A 24,499-nucleotide genomic window follows, 5' to 3' on the forward strand; every position below is an offset into this window, starting at 1 on the left:
CACCGCTGTGACCCGGACCGCGACCGCGGTCCGGGTCACGGCCGTTTCCGGGGCTGTGGACGAGCGGCTGTGGCCCGTGGTCGTCGACTCCTTCGCGAGGCTGCGGCGTCCGGTCGCTCTGATCGCGCATGGCCAAGCGTGCAGACGCCCCTACTTCCCCCCGCGTCCGGTGCGCTTAGTTGATCGTCACGGCGAGTAGCTCTCATGGAGATCGACTGCGCGTACGGTGACGGCCGTCGCGGGTTCACGTGAGGGATCACATTGGGGATCAGGTTAGGGATCCTGTTAGGGCACCACCCCCACCGGTCGGTGTAGAGGCAGGCCGGCATGCTGTAAGGGGATCCCTTGGTATCCCAGACTCGCTTGCCCGCAAGCCGGTGGACACATTGGGACGGACTGGTGCTCACGCTCCGGGCCCGCATGTCCCCTACGATTCCGCTCGTCCTTCGTCGCCTTGTCGTCCTGTCACTTCCGTTCTTTAATTTCATAGCCGGCGGGAAACGGTAGCGGCGGAGGCGCTTGCCGGCCATCGCGCCGAGCACCGCCAGCGGCCCGGGGCCACCCAGTCCGTCGGTTGGAGCGGCACCGTCGATCGGTTCGCGCAGCAGGTCGGACTGTTCGCCGAGTTGGGCCAGGTAGTCGGCGTGCTCGACCGCGGCGGCCTCCAGCGCGGGGTGCGGCAGTCCGCCCGCGCGCTCTCGCAGCTCGGCGGTCAGGTCGAGCCGTTCGGTGCGCACCACCACCTGCACCGGGGCGGTGAGCGAGTGCAGGTAGCGGCCGAACGAGGCGACCAGCGCCTCCTGCTCGTTCGGGGTCCGCAGCGCGAAGTTGACCGTGGAGGCGACCGCGACCACCGCCAGGCCGTCACCGCCCAGGTCCACCACCCCGGTCTCGGTCACCGCCTCGGCAGGCAGCCGCAGCGCCGAAGGGGAGACCTGCTCGGGTCGCTCGACGCGGCCCTTGCCGTCGGTGGTCCGGTTCGCGGTCGGGGTGAGCCACGCGGGTGCCGGTCGCACTCCCTCCGGGGCGGCGACGCGGTGGCGTGGGGCCAGGCGTTGTCGGATGGCGGCGAGCAGCAGTGTGTCCAGCGGCATCCCGTCGCGTTTGCCGACCGCGAGCATCGTCGCCGCCGCGCCGAGCGGGACGACGAAGGCCGCGAACACGGCGATCGGCACGAACGTGCGGGTGGCCGCCCAGATCAGGTAGAGGACTGTCCCGGTGGTGGCGAGGACGGCGAGTTGGCGTGCGGTCAGCGGGCCGAGTACTCGGTCGTGCATGTCGACATTGGCCGGGATGCGACTGCTCCCAGATCTCCCCGACCCTGGGCAGGTCGTCCAGCGTCGGCGTGGACAGCAGACTGCTGCCCACCCAGCCCAACAGGACGTTGAGCGACTCGCCGACCAGCAGGTGCAGGAACCCGGCGATGCCCTCCCCGATGCAGGCGCCGGGGTTGAGAATCCCGCACTCGGACTCCGCCGGACGCATCGGTGCGGGCAGGCACTGCGGCGGTGGAGGCTGACCCGACTGCGGGCTCAGGCACGGGTTCGGCGGCGCTGTCGTGGACGGCACCGTCGTCGGTGGCGATGCCGTCGGTGAGTTCGTCGTGCTCGGTGGACACGGCACCAGGCACGGTCCCGGGCCGGCGCACGGATCGGCGGGTTGCGCGGATGCCGACAGTGGTGACACCGCCGATCGATGGCGATGCAGACCCGAGGCCGGTCAAGGACATGTTCCGCTGGTGCGGATGCGCGGTGGATGCAGCGGACTTCTCCTGCTCGCCGGGGTCGCCGGCGCCGAATACCCGCCGCACACCGCCCACGGTGAGGAACACCGTCGCCAGTCCGGCGAGGATGCCCATCAACCAGTTGCGGATGTTGTTGAGCACCTCGTCAACGCTGCCCGCGATCGTGAGCACCACGGTGTCCGCCTGGGCGGCCGACCCTGGGGCGAGCAGTACCAGCAGGACCACCTTGGCGAGCACGAGCATGCGGCGGAACGCGCGGCCCGCATCGCGTGAGAGATCGGAGGATTGCAGTCCGCCGGCTGCACGGAGCGGAGCCGAGGCAGGTGGCCGGACGGACGTGCGAACTGGTCTCACAGTGGTCCGGTGCGCATCGGTCGACGGGTCGGTTGTGGGCGTGTCGGCGGTGGTGGCGAGGATGGACGGGGGTCCGGGTCAGGCGCATCGTGAGGCTCCCGGAGTCGGGCCCGACAGCCGCTGTGGCGGCTCGGGTGAGGAGGTGGTGGGCGCGGGGGAGGGCGAGGTCCTCCCGCGTCCGTGAACTCCGGAAAATCCGTCCCGCGGGGACAGGCGGTCCCGCGATTTCCGTGGCGCGCGCTTCCGTAAAGCCGTCACTTTGCGTGATGAACCGGTAGTGGAGATCGACCGTCGGGCGGCCGTGGTGATGACCACCGAGTCGACCGCCCGGGTCGCCGGATCGTCCTCGCCCGCACCGGTGTGCGTCGTGTCCGCGGTGTCGTCGAGCAGGTAGGCGACCAGGCGGTGCTCGGCACGCCGGCGCGCTTTCTTCACCGCTTGGTAGGACAGGTCGCGTGCCGCCGCGGCGTCGGTCAGGGACACGCCTTCGAGGCGGGTGGAGCCGATGAGTTCGGCCTCGGTCGCGGTGATGGCGCCCTCGGCGACGGCGCGGGCCAGGACGAAGTCGGGGTGGCCCCACGGGGGTTGTGGCGCGGTCGAGCGGAACCCCGGGCTGAACGGCATCGGCCGGTCGAGCGCCTCGCGCACGGCCGCGTGGCCGGCGCGGTAGGCCGCCCACCGCAACCGCAACATGATGCGCGGCCGACGCAGATCCACCTCGCCCAGCTCGGCGACGAACCCGGCGAGCACGGCGGCGTGGATGTCGCTGGGATCGCCGGCGAACTTCGCCGACAGCGCGGCGACGATGGAGATCAGCGCGGGCAGGGCGACACCGACCGCGCCGACGGTCCAGGTGCCGCCCTCGGTGCGGGCGAGCAGGACCAGGTGCGCCCACACCGCGTCCCGCAGCGCCTGCGGGCAACGGCGGTTCAGCAGCCGGTCGCGCAGCTCGTCCAGCGGCACCCGCCGCGCCGGCAGGCCGGGGAACAACCGGCCGTCGACACCCACCGGGTGCGGGCCGACGGTCAGCCACGCGAACGCGGACCGGACGGCGTCCAACGGCATGTCACCACGCTCGAAACCCGAGCGCGGAACGACGTCATGTGAAGTCATGGAACAGCTCCCGAAGCGAGTCGGAACAACGACTCGCCCAGGACGCCACAGCGGGTAGTACCAACCACTGACCAAACTAGTACCGCACAGGTACCGACGACCTTCCGCGCGCCTCCCTGATCATCCGCAGATCGACCTTCACGGTGAGCATGATCATCGGCTTGACGTTTTCAAGATCCTCAACGGCGCGGCGGTAATGCCCCTCTAGCTGTGCTTAGTCGGGTCCGGTACTAGTTCGGTACCAGTTTGGTCATAGCGGTGTCCCTCAGGCAGCGGCGCGAAAATGACGAGCCGACCGGCGACGACTCGCGCCGGAAACCGCCGCCACCGTCCCGCGTGAAAGCCGCCCTCCTCGCATGCGCGAAGGCGGAGCGTAAGCCTTCACCAGTTTCAACGTGACTATGGAGTCATTCGGAAAGTGGCCCACCGCATGTCCCCGGAGGGCCTTTATTCGGAGTTCTCGGGTGTCGTCAGCGTCCCGCACCGACGGGCGCACCCCACCTCAGCGACGGGAATCCCATGGCCCGACCCGAGCACTCCGACAGCCGCCCACCACAACGCCACGCCGACACCACGCACCCCACCCCACCCCGCCCCGGTGGACGGCAGGGCGCAGACCGTCGTCCCTGGCCGACCGCCCCGACCACCACCCGCGTCAGCCCCGCCAAGCCCACCGGCGACACCACCCGTTCCCGGCCGCGCGGCTCGACCTCCACACCCACCCCGGCCACTGTCTGGACCGCCACCGCGCACCCGATCGACCTCGACGCCACATGGCCCACGGCGCTGGTGCAACGCATCGTCACCTCGTTCAGCCGTCCCGCCGCACAGGTCGTCCTGCTCACCTGGCCCACCACCGGCCACCAACTACCGGGGACCGTTCCGGAGGGGATCGACGGCGTCATCGACCACGCGCCGGACGCCGAGCCGAACCCCGAACTCGCCGACGCCGTGCGCACGATCGAACACCTCGACCGGGCCGTGCGCGTCGAGCACGTCCCGGCCGACCCGACCGCCACCGACCCGGCCTCCCGCCCCTTCCGGGCCGACTTCCTCGACGACACCGGCCCGGCTTCCGCGACCGTCCCGACGACACCGGCAGTCGCCATCGAAGCCACGGCGCACCATGGTCTGCTGACGGCCGACGGCACCGCGGACCTGGTCATCACCAGCCTGCGCCCGCACCACTCCGATGACCGCGCGGCAGACCTCGTCGCCGTCCACGCGGCCCGCCTGCTGCGATCCGGCGGCACCCTCACCGTGCTCACGCACTGTGACTGGACCAGCGGTGAGCTGACCGACCCGACCGGCGCCGTGGTGACCGCCGGGCAGAACGCCGACCTCCTCTACCTCCAGCACGTCGTCGCCGTCCACGCCCCCGTCCGCGACGGACAGTTCCACCTCGCCGACACACCACCCACCCACCACCGCGACGGCACGTCAGACCACACCGACACCGACGACGCACAGGCCCGCACGCGGCACCGCGCGCAAGTACGCGGACTGCCCGCACCCCACCAACGCATCCACTCCGACGTCCTCGTCTTCGCCCAACCGCACGACCACCAACCCCCGACGGACGCACCCGTGCGGAAGGAAGACATCCGATGAGCGTGCCGCGCACTCCCCGTTCTACTCGACCCTCCGCCGACACCGACGCGAACCCCTCGACCGGCACCAGCGACGACCGGCCCGAGCCGCCCGCGGTCTCGGTGTGGACCACCGCGCAGGCGTCACCGGCGGCCCAACGCAAGAACACCTACGTCCCCGACTCGACCGCGCACCCGGCCAAGATGCTGCCCGAGGTCGTCCGCCACGCCGTCACCCACTACACCCGCCCGGGCGAGCTGGTACTCGACCCCATGTGCGGGATCGGCACCACCCTCGTCGAAGCCGTCCGTCTCGGCCGCCGCGCCGTCGGCGTGGAGTACGAACCCCACTGGGTGCAGGTCGCCAACACCAATCTCGACCTCGCGCGGAAGCAGAACGTCGGCGGTGAAGATTGCATTGATGCGCGGGTGTTCCACGGCGACGCCCGCCAGCTCGTGACGCTGCTGCCGGAGGAGTACATAGGGCAAGCGGCGCTGGTGGTGACCTCCCCGCCCTACGGCCCCTCGACCCACGGGCAGGTGGCGGTCGCGCCGGGCGCGTGGGGTGCAGAAGTACCACCTCATCGCGCACGAGGACGTGCTCGTCTTCCGCACCGCCCTGCACAAGACCGCTGGCGGGCCTGCGGCGAGCGTGACCGACCTCGGGCAGGTCCGTTCGACGCTGTCCACCGGCCACGTCGGTGACGGTTCCGCCCAGCGAGGACGGGCGGCATGACCCGGCACCGTCTACCCCGCTCGCCCCGTGTGCGGGCGGCACGTCCGCTCGTTCCTGCCCCGGCTCCGGCGGTGACGCCGGGGCCGGGGCAGGGCACCTCAAGCCTCGAATGCGGTCCGGTCGTGGGGTCGTTGTGCACCGGCTACGGCGGCCTGGACCTCGGCGTGCTGACCGCACTCGGCGGCGGCCGGATCGCCTGGGTCGCCGACCCCGACCCGCACATCGAGCAGATCCTCGCCGCCCGGATGCCGGGCGTGCCCAACCTCGGCGACCTGAGGCACATCGACTGGGCGGGAGTCGAGCCGGTCGACGTGCTCGCCGCCGGATGGCCCTGCCAGGACATCTCCTCCGCCGGCAAGCGCGCGGGCATCGAGAAAGGAGCCCGCAGTGGACTCTGGACCGACATCGTGGCGGGCCTTCGCCTACTACGACCAGCGCTCGTCGTCGTGGAGAACGTCGCCGCGCTTCGGTGGCGCGGGGGAGGACTGCACCGTGTACTCGGCGACCTGGCCGAAACGGGGTACGACGCGGCATGGCGTAGCGTCCGCGCCTCCGACATCGGAGCAGCCCACCGCCGCGAACGGGTGTTCCTGCTCGCCTGGCTCCGCGTGCCCCGCCCCGGTCGAAGGGGCGGGGATGCCGGCGATGTCGACCGCGCACGACGGCTCATCGAACGGTGCCGCAGCCGCGAGCAGGCAAGGTGGCCCGACGCCGGGCGAGCGTCCGCTACTGCCCACCCCGCGGGCCTCGGACACCGCAACGGCGGGCCGTGCGGCCGGACGGGGATCCCGGCCACCGCTGTCGCAGCAGGTGCTCCCACTCGTGAACCCGACAGGGTTACTGACGACACCGCGAAGTATCTAGGTGGTTCCGAGGTCGACGGTGGCGACATCGGTCCACTCGTACGCTTTGTGGTCGCGGTTGAGGTCGATCAGCGACACGGTCGACACGGTGACCTCGCCGGTGTGCCCGCCGTGGGTGCGGAGGGTTTCGGCGATGGGTTCGGCGGGACCTGCGGTGTTGGAGTAGCCCAGCGACACGTGTGCCCGGAAGCCCGTCTCGGGTTCGGGGACGTTGTCGGGACCCCGGATGTCGCCGATGGCGGCACGGATGGCCTGCCGCAACCCGGCGAGCGGCTCCAGCGGTCGGGCGGGCATCTGGATGGTCTCGGGGTCGACGTGGGCGGGGCCGATGGTGACGGTGAACGGTTCCAGTTCGGCGCAGCGTGTGCGGGCGGCGTCGACGATCCGGTTCACGTCGTGTCGGTTGATCTCGTCGGTGAAGCCGACGCCTTGCAGTGTCAGGTGCAGCCAGCGCGTGGGGACCGGGTCGAGTTGGGGCAGCGAGGCGAGCGCGGGCGCGTAGTCGGCGACGAGCCGCCGCGCGCCGGGCTGGTCGGCGAAGGTGACGTGCCAGGTGTAGAACGACCGCCCGGCCTTCCAGCCTGGCCGCCACCACCAGTGGTCCCGCATGGGTTCCAGCTCGTTCACGCGGTCAGCTCCCTCGTCGCGGTGTCTGCGCGGAAGTCGACGATAGCCTCGAGGATTCGTTTGGCGGCGGGGTCGGAGGTGTGGCCGGTCCGTGCTGTGAGCTCTCCGGCTTCGGTCACGCGGTGCACCAGCGGCCGGACGCGGTGGGCGGCGGGTGTGTCCAGTACAGGCCGCAACGCGTCCTCGGCGGCGGCGAGATCACCGAGCACCAGGTGCGCTTTGACCTGTTGGAGTCGGGTCATGCGCTCCGAGCCCGGGTTGCGGCGTTCGCGCGGGGCGGCCTCGAACTCCGCCACGGCGCGGTCGGCGAAGGCCAGTGCGTCCTCGGCGCGACCCATCGCCAGTTCGGTGTCCGACCACAGCGACCCGGCGCGGTCCACCGAACACATCAGCGGCCCTGCCAATTCGTCCTCGACCCGAGCCGCGGTCTCCGCGATGCTCTGCGCGCGACGCAGCGCGATGCCTGCGCCCTCGCTGTCACCACCGCGGGCGAGGTCCAACGCCAGTGCGCTGGACAGGAACAGCTTCGCCGTGCCGGTCGTGGTGTAGTTCAGGCCGTCGGCGGCGTACCGGGCCGCGGTCGCGTAGTCCTGTCGCCAGAACGACGCGGTGTGCTGTGTGGCCCGCACCCACGCCCGCAACGCGTGGTGATCGGCCCGCTCGGCGCACATCCACGCGGCACGGGCGTGGTCCTCCGCGGCGTCGGCCCGCCCCAGATCCACCGAGATCCACGACAACACGGTCAACGACCATCCGGCGGCGGCGTACAGCTCGCGGGTGTGGCGAGGATCCTGGTGCCCGGACAGCAGGGTGAACGCCCGATCCCGCAGCGCCTTGGTGCGCGCGAACAACGGCAGGGTCGGAACCTTCAGGTAGGAGTGGGCGATACGTCGGATCTCGGCGTGCATCTGATCGACGGTCAGGTCGCCGACGTTCGTGGACTCCGCCCATGTCAAGAAGGCGGAAGACTCCTCGGCCGCACTCATCAGCAGTTCCTCCACAGTCCCCGGTTCGGCCGCCTGCGTGACAGGCACCGCGGTAGCCTCGATCCGTGATGCTCTCTTCGACATCACCTGTTGGTGAAGTTGTTTCTGGTTACGTTTGCCTTGTTCGCGTAGCGCGATCAACGAGCCATTCGCGTCCAGGACGTGGTCGAGGGCCTTGACGAGGTCGACCGAGGGCAGGTTGTGGTCCAGACGCTCCGCCAGTGACACGTACTGCCTGGTGTAGCCGATCTTCGTGGCGAGCTGTGGCTGGCTGAGGCCTGCTTGGATGCGTCGGCGGCGGATTTCGTGGGCGAGTCGGACACCGGCCGCTTCGAGCACGGTGGAGTGTTCATCTCGTGTCATATCGCCTCCGCCTGCGCCAGGGGGCAAATAGGGGCAAATAGCATGTTGCCTCTTGCGTTGTTCCACGATCGTACCTGGTACGGCTGAAATACGTCTGGACGATACAGGCCTTGAATGGTCAGGATTATGGTGCTGCGTGTGGTTCGCCCCTCATGGCCATGGCCATGGCCGGGTCAGGGCGATTGCGTAGTCAGTAGCTGTTTTCGAGCTTGGGAAAGTTGTTGTCGTGCCCAATCTCCGCGGGCGGTTCCACCTCGGGTGCTCCATGCTGCTGTCTGACGACCTCCCACCAGCCCGTTCAGCGGGCGAGGCGTTATCCCGGTCGGCGGCCTGCTCGGCCTCTTGCTTCATCCCGGCACGGGCCGCAGCGCACACTACGATCGCCGAAGTGCCGCACAACGAGTGAACCGGGCGTCCGATGTCGTGCGGCCACGCGGCGTGCACCACCCGGACCCACAGCCGACCGGTCGAACGCCGGGGGAGCCGCTGCGGGACGGGGCACGGCTTGTAACAGCGGCACGTGAAGCGCCGATCACCGTCCGTGAAACGAATCCTCGTTGTCCTCTTGTCCGCGACCTTGATCGGGTCTCTGCTCACCGGGACGGCCCACGCCGCGCCGGCGGCGTACCCCGCTTCGCCGACCAACGGGTCGACGGTGGACGTCGGCGTGCCGCTGCTGATCGCCGGGTCGGCCGCGAACGGCGAGTCGGGTGACGTCACCGGCGTCGACATCACCTTCGACGGCGGCGGGACGTGGATCCCGACCGGGACCGGGGCCACCGGCGAGCTGTGGATGCACGAGTACCCCTCCGCGGAGGAGGGGATGGTCACCTACAGCCTGCGCGCGTCCGGCTCCCAGGGACCCGGCCTGGTGACCGGGCCGTTCCACTTCTTCGTCGGCGGATCGGCCACGCCGCCCGAGCCCAACTGCCTGGCGTGCGCGCTGAACCTGCCGAGGCTGCCGGGCAGGCCGGTCGTCCAGGACATCGACGACGCCCCGGTGGAACTGGGACTGCGGGTGCGGGTCGACCGCTCGGGCCACCTCACCGGCGCGGCCATCACCCGCGGCGCCTACACCGGCCCGCGGACCCTGCACGTGTGGTCGGCGGACGGGACGCTGCTGGCCGAGCAGGTCTTCCCCTCGAACGCCCCCTACTACCTGACGCTCCAGAGTCCCGTTCCGGTGGTCGCGGGGGAGGAGTACGTGGTCTCCTACTACACCCCGGAGGGCGGGTACGCCTCCACGGAGGACTACTTCAGCGCCTCGATGGTCATCGCGCCGTACACCATGTCGAAGGGCGCGGGCGTCTACTCGTACGGCGGCGGTTTCCCCGCGGACACGTGGAACGGCAGCAACTACTGGATCATGCCGACCTTCGGCCGGTAGCGCGCTACGGGCCCGCGTCCTCCGGTTCCCGGTCGCCGTGCTGGTGCGGCAGCACGGTGGCCAGGTAGGAGCGCGGCGCGGCGGTCGTGCCGACGTCGCGGCCCGCGTTCTCGGACAGGAACCGGTGGGCCGAGCCGATCCGGCCCGCCGCTCAGGGCATCGGGTCGGCGCACGCCGACACCCCGGCGACCTACCCGGCCGCGGGTGGCGCGGCGAACCGCAGCACCACCTGCGTCACCTGCTCCGGCCGGGTGTCGATCAGCTCGTAGGCCGAGGCCGCCTCCTCGGCCGGCAGCACGTGCGACACCAGCGGTCGCAGCAGGAGGCGCCCGGCCACGGCCAGGTCGATGACGGTGGTGTTCAGCCGCCGGCGGTCCCAGCGGTGGGACAGGCCGGGCGCGACGCCGGAGATCTGCGAGCAGACCAGGTCGACCCGGTTGTGGTGGAACTCCTCGCCGAGCAGCAGGCCGCGCGCCTCGCCCTGGTAGAAGCCGCCCGCGACGACACGCGCGTTGTAGGCGACGGTGCGGACGGCCTCGTTGAGGGCCCGCGGGTTGCCGCTGACGTCGAGCGCGACGTCCGCGCCGCGCCCGCCGGTCAGCACCCGCACCTGCTCGGCGACGCCGCCCACCCGCGCGTCCAGCGTCTCGTCCGCGCCGAGCCGCCCGGCCAGCTCCAGGCGGTGCGGGATGGCGTCCACCGCGACGACCCGCGCGCCGTTGAGCCGGGCCAGCTGCGCCACGATCTGCCCCACCACGCCCAGCCCGAACACCACGACCGTCTCGCCGACGTGGATGTCGGCGTCCAGCACGACGTTGAGGGCCACCGCGCCGATGTGGCTGAAGATGCCGAGGACCGGGTCGGCCCGCGGGTCGAGCACCCGGTCCGCCGCGTACGACTCCTCCACCACGGCCGTCGAACGGTGCCCCCAGGTGCCCCAGACCACCTGACCCGGCTGGACCGCGGTGACGTCCTCGCCGACCTCGACCACCTCGCCGACCTCCTCGTACCCGACCACCGCCGGGTACGAGGAGGTCGGCTGCCCCGGCACGAACAGGCGCAGGTCGGGGTCCCACGTCTTGACGAAGTGGGCGTTGGTGCCGCGGTACTGGGTCATCTCGGTGCCCGCGGAGATCCCCGAGTACAGGGTGCGGAGGCGGACGCCGGTCGGCCCGGGCGGCGGGTCTGGCTCCTCGGCGAGCGAGACGGACCTGGGCGCGTCCAGCCGTACTACCGTTCCCATCGCTGCCCTCCTGGTTCGCTTGCGAGGACGTCCAGCAGGAGCGCCGCCGTCCAGCTGAAGTGGTCGGCGCCCAGGCCGTCCCCGGTCACCGGGTCGAAGTACTCCCGGAACCCGGCGCCGGCGACCAGGCCGACCATGTCGGACGCCAACCGCTCGGCGTGCCCGGTCTCGCCCTGCCGCCGCAGCGCCGTCCACAGCAGCCAGTTGGTGTTCATCCAGGTCGGCCCGCGCCAGTACCGGTGGCGGTCGACGTCGGGCGCGGTGAGGTCGTAGCTGGGCACGCCGCGCACGTGCGGCGAACCCAGGCCGAACGCGGGGCCGGTGAGCGTCGCCAGCAGCGCCTCCCGCCGCCCGGCGGGCAGGTCCGGCAGCAGCAGCGGCACCAGACCGGCCACCGTGCGCCTGGGCACGGCACGGCCGGTGCGCGCGTCGAGCGCCACGTAGCAGCCCAGCGCCGGGTCGAACAGCCCTGCGTGGATCTGGTGCGCCAGCTCCCCGGCCCGCTCGACGTGCCTGCCGGGGTCCGCGCCGGCGCGTCGGGCCAGGTCCGCCAGCGCGCGCTCCGACCAGGCCAGCACGGCGCAGAACAGCGGGTCGACCACGCAGAACGGCAGGCCGGTCAGGTCGTCGTCGGCGTAGCCGCGGTCGCGGTAGGCGGCGACGATGCCCATGTAGCGGGCGTAGTCCCGGTCGGTGGGCCGGTGCCCGGCGTCGGCGTGCCGCAGGTCGCGCCGCAGGCCGGTGATGTCGTCGGCCGACGCGGGATCGGCCGCGCGCAGCGGCTCGTCCCACGACGGGCTGTTGTCCAGCCCCGACTCCCACGGGTGCACGATGCCCACCAGGCCGGAGGCGACGCGCCGCCGTTCGAACAGGTAGTCGTGGAACCGGGCGAGCGCGGGGTAGAGGCGTCGGACCGCCGCGTCGGTCGCGTCACCGGGGTGGCGTTCGGCGACCGTGAGCACGGCGGCGGCGTGCACCGGCGGCTGCACCAGGCCGGTGGTCGACACGCCCGCCGCCGGTCCCTCGGGCGGCAGCGGTCGCCAGAACCCCGGACCGGGGAAGTAGGCGTCCTCGGGGACGGTCGGGTTGAAGACGATCTGCGGCACCCGCCCGTCACGCCACTGCGCGCCGTGCAACGCGATCAGCTCGGCGAACGCCCGCCGCGGGCTGAGGTGGGCCTGGCCGATGGCGATGAACGCCGAGTCCCAGCTCCACTGGTGCGGGTACAGCGTGCCGGTCGGCACGGTGGCCGAGCCGCGCCAGTTGCGCAGCAGCGTCGCGGCGGCCCGCCGCCGCAGGTCGACGACGTCGGGCGCGGAGGTCGTCCCGGTGCTCACCGCCCTCACCCGCCGGCCTGCCGGAGCAGGCTCACCGCGGCCGGCAGCACGGACTCCGCCGGACCGGACAGGTCGCACGCCAGGGACACCCAGCCCCGGTGGCCCGCGGCGTCGAGCGCCGCGAACGCCGCCCACCAGTCAACGTGGCCCGCACCCGGTTCCAGCCCGGTGGAGTCGGCCAGTTCGACGTGCCCCAACCACGGCCCGGCGGCCAGCAGCGCACCGGGCGGGTCGACCTCCTCGACGTTCATGTGGAAGGTGTGCGCGGCCACCCGCAACGACGGCAGCCCGATCACCCGGCACAGCTCCACCGCCTGGTCGAGGGTGTTGACCGGGCGGCCCTCGTAGCGGTTGACCGGCTGCACGCACAGCGACACGCCCTCGCCCTCGGCCCGTTCGGCGAGCCGGCGCAGGTCGTCCAGCGGCGCCCGGTAGTCCTCGGCGGACGGCGCCGCCGCGTGCCCGCCGGTCACCGGCAGCACCACGACCCGACCGCCCAGCGCCGCGATCACGCCCATCCGCTCGGACACCTGCCCGATGAGGTCCACCCGCCGGTCCACGTCGCCGCCCAGTGGCAGCACGTCCAGGCACACCGAGGGCACGACGACACCGCGGCCGACGGCCCGGTCGAGGTCGCCGAGGCGGGCGTCGAACGCCTCGCCGCCCGGCGCGCGCAGCTCGATGCCGTCGAAACCCGCCAGCCGCGCGAACTCCCACTTCTCCTCCACCGAGGCGCCCGGCAGGAGGTGCTCCTGGCAGGCGATCTCCCACTGCGGCATGTCGGCCATTAATCCCGTCATCGGGCAGAACGGCAATGCGGCATACCGATCCCGGCCCGCCCCCGTTCGGCGAACGCCTGCGCAGCACCCGAACTCGGGCCCGAAGCGGTCTCCGGGTTGGCGCTTGTCACGGGACGAACACGGGTGTTCAGTGGCGCCCACTGACGCCAGGGACATGGCCCGTGCCAGGTCGCGGACCACCGGAAGGGAGCAACCATGACCGGACGAGGACTCCGCGTGCTCGCCGCCGCGGTGCCCGTCGCCCTCGTGCTGGCGGCCTGCGGGAGCGACGAGCCCGGCGGCTCGGCGGACGGCCCGCTCGTCTTCTGGACGATCGAGGACACCGCTGACCGCGTGCAGGCCCAGGAGCGACTGCTCGCCCGCTTCACCGAGAAGACCGGCGTGCGGGCCGAGCTCGTCGCGGTCGCCGAGAACCAGCTCACGACCGTGCTCACGTCGGCCGCCGCGGCCGACGAGCTGCCCGACGTCATCGGGTCGATCTCGCTGCCGATCATGAGCCAGCTGCGCACCGACGACCTGCTGGACACCGAGGCGGCCGAGCAGGTCGTCGACAGCCTGGGCGTCGACACGTTCGCGGAGCAGTCGCTGGAGCTGACCCGCGAGGGCGACGCGCAGCTGGTGGTGCCCAGCGACGGCTGGGCCCAGTTGCTGTTCTACCGCAAGGACCTCTTCGCGCAGGCCGGGCTCCGGCCACCCACCACGTTCGACGCCATCCGGGCCGCCGCCGAACGGCTCGACCAGGGCGACGTCGCGGGCATCACCGCCAGCACCACGCCGGCCGACGTGTTCACCCACCAGACGTTCGAGCACCTCGCCCTGGCCAACGGCTGCCGGCTCGTCGGCGACGACGGGACGGTGGCCCTGGACAGCCCGCAGTGCGTGAACGCGTTCCGCTTCTACACCGACCTGATCGGCGAGCACTCCGTGGCGGGCAACCAGGACGTCGACACCACGCGGGCGACGTACTTCGCGGGCAAGTCGGCCATGGTGATCTGGTCGTCCTACCTGCTCGACGAGCTGGCGGGCCTGCGCGACGACGCCCTGCCCACCTGCCCGCAGTGCCAGGGCGACACCGCGTTCCTGGCCAGGAACACCGGCGTGGTCGCCGGGCTGCGCGGACCCGACGGCGGCGAGCCGACCACGTTCGGCGAGACCGCGTCGTTCGCCGTGCTCAAGGACGCCGCCACGGACGACGCCAAGCGGCTGGTCGAGTTCCTGATGACCGACGGCTACCGGGACTGGCTGGCCATCGCGCCCGAGGGCAAGGTCCCGGTCCGCGCGGGCACCGCGCAGAACCCGCAGGAGTACGCCGAGGCGTGGCGAGGGCTGGACGTCGGCGTGGACACCAAGGCCCCGCTGTCCCGGTTCTACGACGCGGAGACGCTGACGGTGGTGCAGGACAGCCCGAAGACGTTCCGGCGCTGGGGTTTCAACCAGGGCAAGGCCGAACTCGCGGGCGCCGTCGCCGGGCAGCTCGTCGTGCCCAAGGCGCTGGCCGAGGTCGTCAACGGCTCCGGTGACGCGGCGACCGCGGCGGGCAAGGCGAACGAGCAGGCCGCGGCCATCGCCCGAGAACTCGGCGAGTAGGCCCGTCGTGGCAGCGGGAACCCGCGTCGCACCGGCGCGCCGCGGGCGCACGGTCAAGCAGCAGGACGCCCGCACGGGTCTGCTGCTCCTCACCCCGACCCTGGTGATCGTGTTCGCGGTCGTGCTCGTGCCGCTGGCGTGGTCGGTGCTCATCGCGTTCCAGCGGGTCCGGCTGATCGACGTCGGCCGGACCGGGCTGTTCGCGAGGCTCACGACGGACAACTTCGCGCGGGTGTTCGCCTCCGACGTGCTGTGGGAGAGCCTGCGCACCACGGTCGTCTACACCGCGGGCTCGACGGTCCTGGCGGTCTCGCTGGGGCTGGTCGCGGCGCTCGCGCTGCGCAACCCGTTCCGCGGCCGGTCGTTCGTGCGCGCGGCGATGCTCATCCCCTACGTCGCGCCGGTCGTCGCGGTCACGTTCGTCTGGCGGGTGCTGCTCAACCCGGAGTTCGGCATCGTCAACAGCTGGGGCAGGGAGCTGTTCGGGTGGGACGACCCGATCGCGTTCCTCTCCCAGGGGCGCGCCGAGGTCCCGCTGTTCGGCCTCGACGTGCCGGTGCCGACCGCGCTGCTGACCGTCATCGCGTTCGAGGGGTGGCGGTACTTCCCGTTCGCGTTCCTGTTCCTGCTCGCCCGCCTGTCGGCGCTGCCCGCCGACCTGGAGGAGGCCGCCACCGTCGACGGGGCGACGCCGTCGCAGCGGTTCCGGCACATCGTGCTGCCGCAGCTGATGCCGGTGATCGCCGTGCTGGTCGTGCTGCGCAGCATCTGGACGTTCAACGAGTTCGACGACATCTTCCTGCTCACCGGCGGCGCGGCGGGCACCCAGGTGGTCAGCGTGCGCGTCTACGAACTGCTCACCGTGCAGCGCAACGTCGGCGCCGCCGCCGCCCAGTCCGTGCTGCTCGCCGTCGTGCTGGCGGTGCTGCTCGGCGCGTACCTGTGGTTGCTGCGGCGTCGGGAAGGAGCCAGGCCGTGAGCCGGACCGCACCGCCGCGACCGTGGACGCGCGACCGCGTCGAGCGCGCCGTGCTCGGCGTCCTGCGGCCGGTGGTGATCGTGTTCTTCCTGATCGCCACCCTGCTGCCGTTCTACTACATGCTCGTGCTGTCGGTGCGACCGATCGAGGACCTGCTGCGGCGGCCCGACTCGCTGCTGGTCGACTTCTCCGAGCTGACCCTGTCCACCTACGCCACCGTGCTGCGGCCGGTGCGCGAGGGCGGCCAGGGATTCCTCAGCCTGCTGGGCAACAGCGCCGTCGTGGCGTCCGCGTCGGTGCTCGTGGCACTGGTGATCGCCATCCCCGGCGCGTACGCGGTGAGCAGGCTGGAGTTCTTCGGCAGGCGGCAGGTCAGCTCGCTGTTCCTGGTGGTGTACCTGTTCCCGGCGATCGTGCTGGCGATCCCGCTGTTCGTGCTGCTGACCCGGATGCAGCTGCGCGGCTCGTTGACGGGCCTGGTGCTGGTCTACATCGCGCAGACCGTGCCGGTCGCGATCTACATGCTCAAGAACTACTTCGAGACGATCCCGGAGAGCGTGGAGGAGGCCGGTCTGGTCGACGGGTTGACCCGGGTCGGCGTCATCCGCCGGATCAGCCTGCCGCTGGCCATGCCGTCGGTCATCGCGACCGGGATCTTCGTGTTCATGATCGCCTGGAACGAGTTCCTGTTCGCCCTGCTGTTCCTGGTCGAGCGGCGGGACCGGTGGACGGTCTCGCTCGGCTTGGCGCAGCTCTCCGGCAGCGTCGAGGTGCCCACCACGGTCCTGATGGCCGGGTCCGTCGTCATCACGCTGCCCGTCGTGCTGCTGTTCTTCCTGACCGAACGGCTACTCTCGCAGGGGCTGACCAGCGGCGCGGAGAAGGGCTGACCCGCCGGTGGCAGCCGAGCCGACGCCCGTGGCGAGGAGGGGACACCCGGTGGCGCGCAGCGGTTTCACGGCGTCGCCGGGCGAGATCCTGGTGCTCGTCCGGTCCGGGCGGGTGAAGACCCGGCGCGACCTCCAGGAGCTGACCGGGCTGTCCCGCTCGACGGTGTCGCTGCGGGTCGACCAGCTCATCTCGGCGGGCTACCTGCGGGCGGTCGAGCGGCGGCGCGGCGCCGCGGGCAGACCCGCCGAGCTGCTGTCGTTCGAGGAGGGCGACAAGCTGGTGCTGGCCGCCGACCTCGGCGCGACGCACGCCCGCTTCGCGTTGACCGACGCGGGTGGCCGGATGATCGCCGAACGCACCGAGGACCTGCTCATCGGGCAGGACCCGGACGTCGTGCTGAAGATCGTCATCAGGCGGTTCCGGGAACTGCTCAAGGGCGCGGGCCTGGACCGGGCGCGGCTCGCCGGGATCGGCGTCGGCCTGCCCGGCCCGGTCGACTTCCGGACCGGGCGCCCCGTGCAGCCGCCGATCATGCCGGGCTGGCACGGCGTCCCAGTGGCCAGGACGCTCGCCGACGCGCTGGGCTGCCCGGCGTTCGTGGACAACGACGCCAACGTGCTGGGCCTGGGCGAGGTCCGCGAGCGCTACCCCGATGTCGACAACCTGCTGTTCGTGAAGGTCGGCACCGGCATCGGGGCCGGCGTGATCCTCGGCGGCCGGCCCGAACGCGGCGCCACCGGCCAGGGCGGCGACATCGGCCACATCCGGCTCGCCCGCCCGGTGGACGGCGCGCGGTGCCGGTGCGGCGCCACGGGCTGCCTGGCCGCGCACGCGAGCGGGGCGGCGCTGGCCCGCCAGCTCACCGAGCGCGGCATCCGGGCCGGGACCAGCCGTGACGTCGTCCGGCTCGTCGAGCAGGGCGACCCGGACGCGATCACCCTCGTCCAGGACGCGGGCCGGCTGCTGGGCGAGGTGCTGGCGACCGCCGTCGCGCTGCTCAACCCGACCGTCGTGGTGATCGGCGGCGACCTCGCGCGCACCCGCGAGCACCTGCTGGTCGGCGTCCGCGAGCGCCTGTACGAGCGCACCGTGCCGGGGCTGACCAGCAGCCTGGCCGTGGTGGAGAGCCGGCTCGGGGACCAGGCGGGCGTGCACGGGGCCCGGCACATGGTGATCGACCAGGTCTTCTCCGCCGAGGCGGTGGACGCCCGGCTCCCGCACGAACCCGCGCGGGCCGCGCTCGCGACCTGACCCCCGGACGACACGACACCGAGACCGGGCGACCTCGAAGGAGCGCGATGCCCGCCGATCCCGCCGCACCCGATCCCGCCGCACCCGACCTCCCGATCACGCGGACGACCTGCGCCGGACGCCCCGCCTGGCTGCTGCGGACCGCGCGGAACGCGATGCTGCTGTCCGTCGCGGACGGCGGGTCGCTGCGCCTGGACCACTGGGGCGGCGACGGCGGCGGTCTCGGCGGCGACTCCTACCTGCCGCACATCCCGTGGAACCGGCCGTCGCAGGCCCACTTCCTGGACGGCGTCCCGCTGGCCTACTCCGCCCACGGCGACCCCGCCTTCAAGGAACCGGCCCTGGTCGTCGCGCGCGAGGACGGCTCGTCGGTCACCCGCCTCACCTGGCGGGAGGACCGGGTCGGGACCGACGCGGGCGCGCCCGTCCTGTTCCTGGTCTTCGAGGACACCGCCACGGGCCTCGTGGTCGAGCACCGGTTCACCGTCCACGCCGAGTACGGCGTCGTCGTCCGCGACGTGCGCGTGGAGAACCGGGGGCTCGCGCCGCTGCGCGTGGAGCGGATCGCGAGCGCGGTCCTCGGCCTGCCGCCGGCGCACTACGAGTCGTGGACGCTGCACGGCAGGTGGGGCGACGAGTACCAGCTGACCCGACGCCCGTTGGCGGCGGGCAAGCTGGTGCTGGAGAGCAGGCGTGGGTTCACCAGCCACGAGGCCAACCCCTGGTTCGCCGTCACGCGGGCGGGGGAGGAGGGACCGGTCTGGTTCGGCGCGCTCGCGTGGAGCGGGAACTGGGTGATCAGCCTGGAGACCGAGCGCAACGACGCGCTGCACGTCGTCGCGGGCATCCACCCGTTCGACTCGGCCTGGCACCTCGAACCCGGCGAGGACTTCCGCACCCCGGCGCTGGTGTGCGGCTACGCCGACGACGGCCTCGACGGGGCGGCCCGCCTCATGCACCGCTACCAGCGCGACCACGTGCTGCCCGCCCGGCACCGCGACTCGCCGCCACCGGTGCACTACAACACCTGGCTGGCCACCTCCTTCGACGTCGAGGTGGGGCACCAGATCGCACTCGCCAGGCAGGCCGCCGACCTCGGCGTCGAGCTGTTCGTGGTGGACGACGGCTGGTTCGGCGCGCGCACCGACGACCACGCCGGGCTCGGCGACTGGGTGGTCGACCGGACCAAGTTCCCCGACGGCCTGGGACAGCTCGTCGACGAGGTCACCCGGCTCGGCATGGGGTTCGGCATCTGGCTGGAACCGGAGATGGTCAACCCGGACAGCGACCTCTACCGCGCGCACCCCGACTGGGTGCTGCACCTGCCCGACCGCGAGCCCACGATGTCGCGCGACCAGCTGGTGCTCAACTTCGCCAGGGAAGAGGTGCGCGAGGGCGTCCTGGCCCAGCTGCGCGCGCTGCTGACCGACCACCGGATCGACTTCGTCAAGTGGGACCACAACCGCCCGTACACCGAGGTCGGCTGGCCCACGGCGCGGCCGGAGCGGCGGCGCGAGGTGTGGGTGCGCCACGTCCGGGGCGTCTACGAGGTCATCGGCCGGCTGCGCGCCGAGTTCCCCGACCTGATGATCGAGACGTGCGCGGGCGGTGGCGGCCGGGTGGACCTGGGCATCCTGGGCCTGGCCGACATGGCGCAGGTCAGCGACAACACCGACCCGGCCGACCGGCTGCGGGTGCAGCACGGGTTCAGCCGCGCCTACGCGCCCCGGGCGATGGTCGGCTGGGTGGCCGACACCCCGGAACCCACCACCGGCCGCACCACCCCGCTGGAGTTCCGCTTCCGCGTGGCCATGCAGGGCGTGCTGGGCATCTCCGGCGACATCCTGCGGTGGGGCGAGGACGACCGGGCGCGGGCCCGCGAGCTGATCGCCGAGTACAAGCGGCTGCGCCACCTCGTCCAGGACGGCGACCAGCACTGGCTCGTCCCGCCCAGCGACACCGAGCCGTGCGCCGTGCAGTACGTGTCGCGCGACCGCGGCGAGGTGGTCGTGTTCCTCTACCAGGTGCGCGGTGTCGCGGGCGAAGGCCAACGCAGGATCGGGTTGCGCGGCCTGGACCGCGCCCGCCGCTACCGGCGCGAAGCGGACGGGCTGGTCACCACCGGAGCCGCGCTGATGGCCGCCGGCCTGCCCGCCGCGTTCCCGCCGCCGCCGGCGCCCGGGCACACCGAGGACTGGCGCAGCCGGGTCGAGTTCTGGCGCGCGATCGACGAGGAGGCGACCCGATGAAGGTGGCGTTGATCGGCACCGGCTACATCGCCGGGCGGCACGCGGCGGCGTTGACCGGCCTGGGCGCGGAGGTCGTCGGTCACGTCGGCCGCACCGACGTCGAGCGGGCCGCCGCGCGCTGGGGCGGCCGGGCCTACCGGGACACCGCCGGGCTGCTGGCCGCCGAGGAGGTGGACGCGGCCTGGATCTGCGTGCCGCCCGACGCCCACGGCGACATCGAACTCGCGCTCATCGAGCACGGCGTGCCGTTCTACGTCGAGAAGCCGGTGGGCCGCGACCTCGACGTGCCGCGCCGCATCGCCGCCGCGCTCGCCGACGGCGGGCCGATCGCCTGCGTCGGCTACTACTGGCGCGGCATGGACGTCGTCCCCGGGTTGCGGCGGATGCTCGTCGAGACCCCGCCGCACCTGGTGCGCGCCGCCTGGCACGGCCTCGTCCCGCCCGTGCCGTGGTGGCGGGTCGAGGCGCGCAGCGGCGGACAGGTCGTCGAGCAGGCGACCCACCTGTTCGACCTGGCCCGCTCCCTGCTCGGCGAGGCCGAGGTGCTGCACGCGGTCGCACGGCACTCCCCGGTGCCCGACCACCCGGACCTGGACGTGGCCACCGTCACCGCGGCCACCCTCGAATTCGCCTCCGGCCCGCTGGGCGTCTTCACCTCGACCTCCGTCCTGCACGCCACGGTGGACGCCGGCATCGAGTTCCACTGCGAGGGCCGCAAGCTGACCCTGACCACCAAGTCGCTGCGCCGCGAGGACGCCGGGGGCACGCACGAGACCCCGATCGGCCGCGACCCGCTCGTCACCGCCGACGAGCGCTTCCTGACCGCCGTGCGCGAGCGGGACCCGAGCCACCTGGTATGTGACTACGCCGATGCCTTGCGCACCCAGGAACTGTGCTGCCGGGTCCGCGACCTGGCGAGTCGAGCGGACGTCACATCACGTGGAACACCGCAGTGACACGTGGAAAGGGATAACAGCGGGTCGAGCCGCGCCGATCCCGCCGTGTGAACGGCCGTCCCGGCCGTGAGAGGCATACCTTCAGTAGTCACCGCGCGACGAAGGGGCGGCAGACCACCGGCACTGCTGCTCTCGATCGCCGTCACCGCGGCAGTGCCGGTGCTCTCCGTCGCGCCCGCCGCGCACGCGGGCGCGACGTCACCGGTCGTCCGGACAGCCGGGCCGACCGGCACCACCCCGGCCGACGGCGCGGGCAGCGTGGCGCTGACCCCGCCTCGTCCCGGGCGCCGTCCGGGCCCGGTGGGCGCAGGTGGTGAGCGGCACTGCCCGGTGGGGCGTCCGCCGTCGTCGAGCGCGTTCGACGGCGAGGTGTGAGCGACCTTCTTGTCGCGCCATCGCCCGCCGCCTCGACGAGGCGGTGACGAGCGTGTTGACCCGGTAGCAGTTGGCCGCCGCGAGAGCATGGAGACGTGCAGCACAACGAGATCAGTGGCGGGCTTTTCCTCAACGCGGTCGTCCAGGGGCGGAAGATCGTCATCAAGTTTCCACAGAAGATCACCCCGGCGCTGGGCGGGCTGCCCGACCGGTCGGCGGCCTTCGCGGGTCGGGACGACGTGCTGCGAGACGTGCTGGCGGCCTTGGACCCGGCAGCCGAGGAGGTGCTGGTGCAGGCCGTGTCCGGGCTGGCCGGCGTGGGTAAATCCGAACTGGTCAAGCAGGTGGCCCACGCGGCGCTCGGCAACGCGGGCTGGTTCCCGGGCGGGGTGCTGTTCGCGGACCTGTCCGGCCAGGACCCGATCCGCCGCCTGGAACCGGGGCAGGTGCTGGAGGGGTTCCTGCGCTCGCTGGCCATACCTCCGGCGCACATCCCACCGGACGTCCAGGACCGGACCCGGCTGTACACCTCGGTGCTGGCCGCGTACGCCGCGCAGGACAGGCGCCTGCTGGTCGTCCTGGACAACGCCGCGGACGCGGCGCACGTGCGGCCACTGCTGCCCACTGACGGGTCCACCCGCGCACTGGTGACCTCCCGCCGCCGGATGGGCGGATTGGACGCGCGGCTGGTTGATCTCGACGTGCTGACCCCTGCGGCGTCCGTGGACGTGTTGCGCGACGTGCTGCGCCTGGCACGTGGGCAGGGCGATCGCCGGGTGGACGACCACCCCCGGGACGCCACGACCGTGGCGCACCTGTGCGGCCACCTGCCCTTGGCGCTGCGGATCGCGGCCGCGCTGCTCGCGGACGACCCGGCGTGGTCACTCGCGGAGATGGCAGTCGCGCTGGAGGACGAGCGCGCCCGGCTGGACGAGCTGAGCAACGAGGACCGCGCGGTGCGCGCCGCTTTCGACCTCTCCTACGACCGCCTCGACGCCAGGCACGCCAGGATGTTCCGGTTGCTGGCGGTCAACCCCGGTCCGGAGGTCTCCACCCCCACGGCCGCCCGGCTCGCCGACGTTGACGAGCGCACCGCCCGGCGGATCGCGACGGAACTGGCCCGGGCCCACCTGATCGAGCACGGCACCGCCTCCGGTCGGTGGCGCATGCACGACCTGGTCCGCATCTACGCCGTGGAGCAGGGCGAGCGCAACGCCGAGGCCGACGACCGCGGCGCGGCCCTGGACCGGCTGCTGGACCATTACCTCACCACGACGCAGGCGGCCACTCGCGCGTCCTCCGGTGACGACGAGGCGGGCCCGTTCGCGAGCCGGGAGGACGCCACGTCGTGGCTGGACGTCGAACGCCCCAACCTGACGGCCGCCGTCCACGCCGCTGATCACCGGCCCGAGGCGGTGGTCGCCTTGGCCCTGGCGGTGGACGACTACCTGGGCCTGCGGCACCGGTACCCGGAGTGGATCGCCGTCGCCGACGCGGCGGTGACAGCCGCCCGGGGGTCCGGTGACCGACTCGGGGAAGGTCGGGCCTTGGAGAGCCTGGCCAACGCGTTGTGCGGGATCCACGCGGTGGATCAGGCCATCGAGACCGCGCGGGAAGCAATCGCGGTGCTGCGCGCGGCGAACCGGCCGGAGGAGGAGTCGGGCGCGTGGTCGACCCTCTCGTTCGCCTACGCCGCCGCCCGGCGTTTCAACGAGGCGACGGACGCCATGCACCGGAGCGCCATGGTCTTCTTCGAAGATGCCGACAGCTCTGCGAAAGCGAGCAGGGTCAGCACCGACGAGGGAACGTTGCTGGACACGATGCGGAAGTTCGACACCGCGTTCGAGACCTACGCCGAGGCGACGGCCGCCGCCCGGGAGTCCGCCGACCCGAAGGCCGCACAACGTGCGGGCGAGGAGCTGACCTTCGCCCTGACCGGCGAACGATCGGCCGACCGGGCAGACGAGGCGATCGCCGAGCAGATGCTCGACTCGGAGGCCGTGAACTCCGACCCGGGGTTACGGGCCGCGGCCCTCCACTACAGGGCGCAGGCCCTGGCACGTCAGGGCCGACTGGCGGAGGCCGTCGACGCCTTCGACGACGCCGTCTCGGCCGTGCGGCACGTGGACCGCTCCGACGGGCTGGCCCTGGCGCTGACCGACCGCGCGTTCCTGCTGCGGAGCGCGGGCCGGTACGACGAGGCCCTCTCCGACCTCGATGAAGGGGCGGAGCTGTTCCACGACACCGGTGACCTGCTGCGATCGGGCCTGGCCCGCAACAGCCTCGGCACCGTGCTCACCGGCATCGGTCGCCATGAGGAAGCGATCGAGGCGTTCCGCGCCGCGTTGGACGCCTTCGACCAGTCTCCGCACCGCCTCGCCCGGACCAACCGACGCGCCACGCTGAACAACCTCGCCATCGCCCTGGACCGGGCAGGCCGGCCGGACGAGGCCACCGAGACCCGCCACCAGGCCGAGACCGGGACCTGAAGACCGTGCCGGCCGTGGCCTTGGACCCGGTCCGAAGAAGCCGGTACACCCTGATCAGCAACCGGTGCCGGTCACGCACGACGAGTTTGTTCTCCACCACGATCCACTTGGCGAGGCCGATGATCCACAACCAGTCCGTCGACCACGACGTCCGTCACTCCGCTTCGTCGACGACATCGAGGCGCAACAGCAGGGGTTCCCGATCCAGCTCGCCGTTGTCGTAGGAGTGGACGAACGACCTCAGGGTCGCGCCGCCTTGGGACGGGGTGAGGAACTGGGCCGCCCGCGCCTTCAACCCGGCCCTGTCGCCGACCAGGATGACGTCGCGCGTGTCGTGGTTCGAGCGTCCGCGGGCGTCGGCGTTGCTCGCGGTGTTCGATGACCCGGACCGCGGGCTTGGACGCGCTGGTGACCGGGCTCTCCGGCGGGCAGCCGCTCCTGCCCGCCGACACGGTGAACCTCCTCCGCGACCCGTGCCTGCGCCATCTGCGGGAGGAGAAGAAGGACGGATGAGCGCCCGTGCCACGACGACGGCCGGGGCGCGAGCGGGATTCGCTCGCGGCCCGGCCGTGGTCGGTGG

The 24,499-nt window shown here is 72.3% G+C and carries 20 protein-coding genes and 2 pseudogenes; 13 read left to right on the forward strand and 9 right to left on the reverse strand.

What is annotated here, in order from left to right; translation table 11 throughout:
- Positions 1 to 35: 35 nt before the first annotated feature.
- The 3 genes from ACQPYE_RS17410 to ACQPYE_RS17420 all read right to left on the reverse strand — a co-directional run bounded on the left by ACQPYE_RS17410 (position 36) and on the right by ACQPYE_RS17420 (position 3,163).
- Positions 36 to 1,277 (reverse strand): PrgI family protein, encoded by a 1,242-nt coding sequence (locus ACQPYE_RS17410; RefSeq protein ID WP_498722379.1) that lies wholly within the window; start codon positions 1,275 to 1,277, stop codon positions 36 to 38.
- Positions 1,250 to 1,987 carry a pilin gene (locus tag ACQPYE_RS17415; protein WP_498722380.1) on the reverse strand — a complete coding sequence of 246 codons (738 nt, stop codon included), beginning with the start codon at positions 1,985 to 1,987 and terminating at the stop codon, positions 1,250 to 1,252. The genes ACQPYE_RS17410 and ACQPYE_RS17415 overlap by 28 nt, the downstream gene beginning before the upstream one ends.
- Positions 1,988 to 2,176: 189 nt before the next feature.
- Positions 2,177 to 3,163 carry a hypothetical protein gene (locus ACQPYE_RS17420; protein WP_498722381.1) on the reverse strand — a complete coding sequence of 329 codons (987 nt, stop codon included), beginning with the start codon at positions 3,161 to 3,163 and terminating at the stop codon, positions 2,177 to 2,179.
- Between the two features lie 567 nt (positions 3,164 to 3,730).
- Here ACQPYE_RS17420 and ACQPYE_RS17425 point away from each other — a divergent pair.
- The 3 genes and pseudogenes from ACQPYE_RS17425 to ACQPYE_RS17435 form a co-directional block, all read left to right on the forward strand.
- Positions 3,731 to 4,822, forward strand: coding sequence for a hypothetical protein (locus tag ACQPYE_RS17425; RefSeq protein ID WP_498722382.1), 1,092 nt, complete (start codon positions 3,731 to 3,733; stop codon positions 4,820 to 4,822).
- Positions 4,819 to 5,355: pseudogene (locus ACQPYE_RS17430) on the forward strand (TRM11 family SAM-dependent methyltransferase); the annotation flags it as partial. The gene ACQPYE_RS17425 and the pseudogene ACQPYE_RS17430, both read left to right, overlap by 4 nt.
- A 177-nt stretch (positions 5,356 to 5,532) precedes the next feature.
- Positions 5,533 to 6,078: pseudogene (locus ACQPYE_RS17435) on the forward strand (DNA cytosine methyltransferase); the annotation flags it as partial.
- 318 nt (positions 6,079 to 6,396) lie between these two features.
- On the opposite strand, the gene ACQPYE_RS17440 reads toward ACQPYE_RS17435, so the two are convergent.
- Complete coding sequence (locus ACQPYE_RS17440) at positions 6,397 to 7,026, reverse strand: 2'-5' RNA ligase family protein (protein ID WP_498722383.1); 630 nt, start codon at positions 7,024 to 7,026, stop codon at positions 6,397 to 6,399.
- On the reverse strand, positions 7,023 to 8,351 hold the full coding sequence (locus ACQPYE_RS17445; protein ID WP_498722385.1) for a helix-turn-helix transcriptional regulator: 1,329 nt from the start codon (positions 8,349 to 8,351) through the stop codon (positions 7,023 to 7,025). The genes ACQPYE_RS17440 and ACQPYE_RS17445 overlap by 4 nt, the downstream gene beginning before the upstream one ends.
- Positions 8,352 to 8,940: 589 nt before the next feature.
- Between ACQPYE_RS17445 and ACQPYE_RS17450 the strand changes: the two genes are divergently transcribed.
- Positions 8,941 to 9,762, forward strand: a complete 822-nt coding sequence (locus tag ACQPYE_RS17450) for a DUF4082 domain-containing protein (RefSeq protein WP_498722386.1) — start codon at positions 8,941 to 8,943, stop codon at positions 9,760 to 9,762.
- Positions 9,763 to 9,952: 190 nt separating this feature from the next.
- On the opposite strand, the gene ACQPYE_RS17455 is transcribed toward ACQPYE_RS17450, so the two are convergent.
- From ACQPYE_RS17455 to ACQPYE_RS17465, 3 genes are read right to left on the reverse strand one after another with little or no spacing between them, the layout of a single operon-like run.
- Positions 9,953 to 11,005, reverse strand: coding sequence for a zinc-dependent alcohol dehydrogenase (locus ACQPYE_RS17455; protein WP_498722387.1), 1,053 nt, complete (start codon positions 11,003 to 11,005; stop codon positions 9,953 to 9,955).
- Entirely contained in the window at positions 10,993 to 12,342 is a 1,350-nt protein-coding gene (locus ACQPYE_RS17460) for an MGH1-like glycoside hydrolase domain-containing protein (RefSeq protein ID WP_498722388.1), read from the reverse strand. The genes ACQPYE_RS17455 and ACQPYE_RS17460 overlap by 13 nt, the downstream gene beginning before the upstream one ends.
- A 5-nt stretch (positions 12,343 to 12,347) precedes the next feature.
- Entirely contained in the window at positions 12,348 to 13,142 is a 795-nt protein-coding gene (locus tag ACQPYE_RS17465) for a sugar phosphate isomerase/epimerase family protein (RefSeq protein ID WP_498722389.1), read from the reverse strand.
- Between the two features lie 195 nt (positions 13,143 to 13,337).
- Between ACQPYE_RS17465 and ACQPYE_RS17470 the strand changes: the two genes are divergently transcribed.
- The 8 genes from ACQPYE_RS17470 to ACQPYE_RS17505 all read left to right on the forward strand — a co-directional run bounded on the left by ACQPYE_RS17470 (position 13,338) and on the right by ACQPYE_RS17505 (position 23,919).
- Positions 13,338 to 14,729: an ABC transporter substrate-binding protein gene (locus ACQPYE_RS17470; RefSeq protein WP_498722390.1), complete on the forward strand. Its 1,392-nt coding sequence runs from the start codon at positions 13,338 to 13,340 to the stop codon at positions 14,727 to 14,729.
- 7 nt (positions 14,730 to 14,736) lie between these two features.
- Complete coding sequence (locus tag ACQPYE_RS17475; RefSeq protein WP_498722391.1) at positions 14,737 to 15,708, forward strand: carbohydrate ABC transporter permease; 972 nt, start codon at positions 14,737 to 14,739, stop codon at positions 15,706 to 15,708.
- Complete coding sequence (locus ACQPYE_RS17480) at positions 15,705 to 16,598, forward strand: carbohydrate ABC transporter permease (protein WP_498722393.1); 894 nt, start codon at positions 15,705 to 15,707, stop codon at positions 16,596 to 16,598. Before ACQPYE_RS17475 ends, ACQPYE_RS17480 begins: the two co-directional genes overlap by 4 nt.
- A gap of 49 nt (positions 16,599 to 16,647) precedes the next feature.
- The gene (locus tag ACQPYE_RS17485) at positions 16,648 to 17,850 is read left to right on the forward strand and encodes an ROK family transcriptional regulator (protein WP_498722394.1); all 1,203 of its coding nucleotides are present in this window, start codon (positions 16,648 to 16,650) and stop codon (positions 17,848 to 17,850) included.
- Between the two features lie 47 nt (positions 17,851 to 17,897).
- On the forward strand, positions 17,898 to 20,099 hold the full coding sequence (locus tag ACQPYE_RS17490) for an alpha-galactosidase (RefSeq protein WP_498722395.1): 2,202 nt from the start codon (positions 17,898 to 17,900) through the stop codon (positions 20,097 to 20,099).
- Positions 20,096 to 21,055, forward strand: coding sequence for a Gfo/Idh/MocA family protein (locus ACQPYE_RS17495; protein WP_498722396.1), 960 nt, complete (start codon positions 20,096 to 20,098; stop codon positions 21,053 to 21,055). The genes ACQPYE_RS17490 and ACQPYE_RS17495 overlap by 4 nt, the downstream gene beginning before the upstream one ends.
- A 159-nt stretch (positions 21,056 to 21,214) precedes the next feature.
- On the forward strand, positions 21,215 to 21,430 hold the full coding sequence (locus ACQPYE_RS17500; protein ID WP_498722397.1) for a hypothetical protein: 216 nt from the start codon (positions 21,215 to 21,217) through the stop codon (positions 21,428 to 21,430).
- Between the two features lie 95 nt (positions 21,431 to 21,525).
- Positions 21,526 to 23,919 carry a tetratricopeptide repeat protein gene (locus ACQPYE_RS17505; RefSeq protein WP_498722398.1) on the forward strand — a complete coding sequence of 798 codons (2,394 nt, stop codon included), beginning with the start codon at positions 21,526 to 21,528 and terminating at the stop codon, positions 23,917 to 23,919.
- A gap of 154 nt (positions 23,920 to 24,073) precedes the next feature.
- On the opposite strand, the gene ACQPYE_RS17510 is transcribed toward ACQPYE_RS17505, so the two are convergent.
- Entirely contained in the window at positions 24,074 to 24,214 is a 141-nt protein-coding gene (locus ACQPYE_RS17510; RefSeq protein WP_498722399.1) for a hypothetical protein, read from the reverse strand.
- An 83-nt stretch (positions 24,215 to 24,297) separates the two neighbouring features.
- Here ACQPYE_RS17510 and ACQPYE_RS17515 point away from each other — a divergent pair, with 83 nt between their 5' ends.
- Positions 24,298 to 24,432, forward strand: coding sequence for a hypothetical protein (locus ACQPYE_RS17515; RefSeq protein WP_498722400.1), 135 nt, complete (start codon positions 24,298 to 24,300; stop codon positions 24,430 to 24,432).
- The last annotated feature ends 67 nt before the right edge of the window (positions 24,433 to 24,499 follow it).

The organism is Actinosynnema sp. CA-299493 (assembly GCF_050946825.1).
GTDB lineage: Bacteria > Actinomycetota > Actinomycetes > Mycobacteriales > Pseudonocardiaceae > Actinosynnema.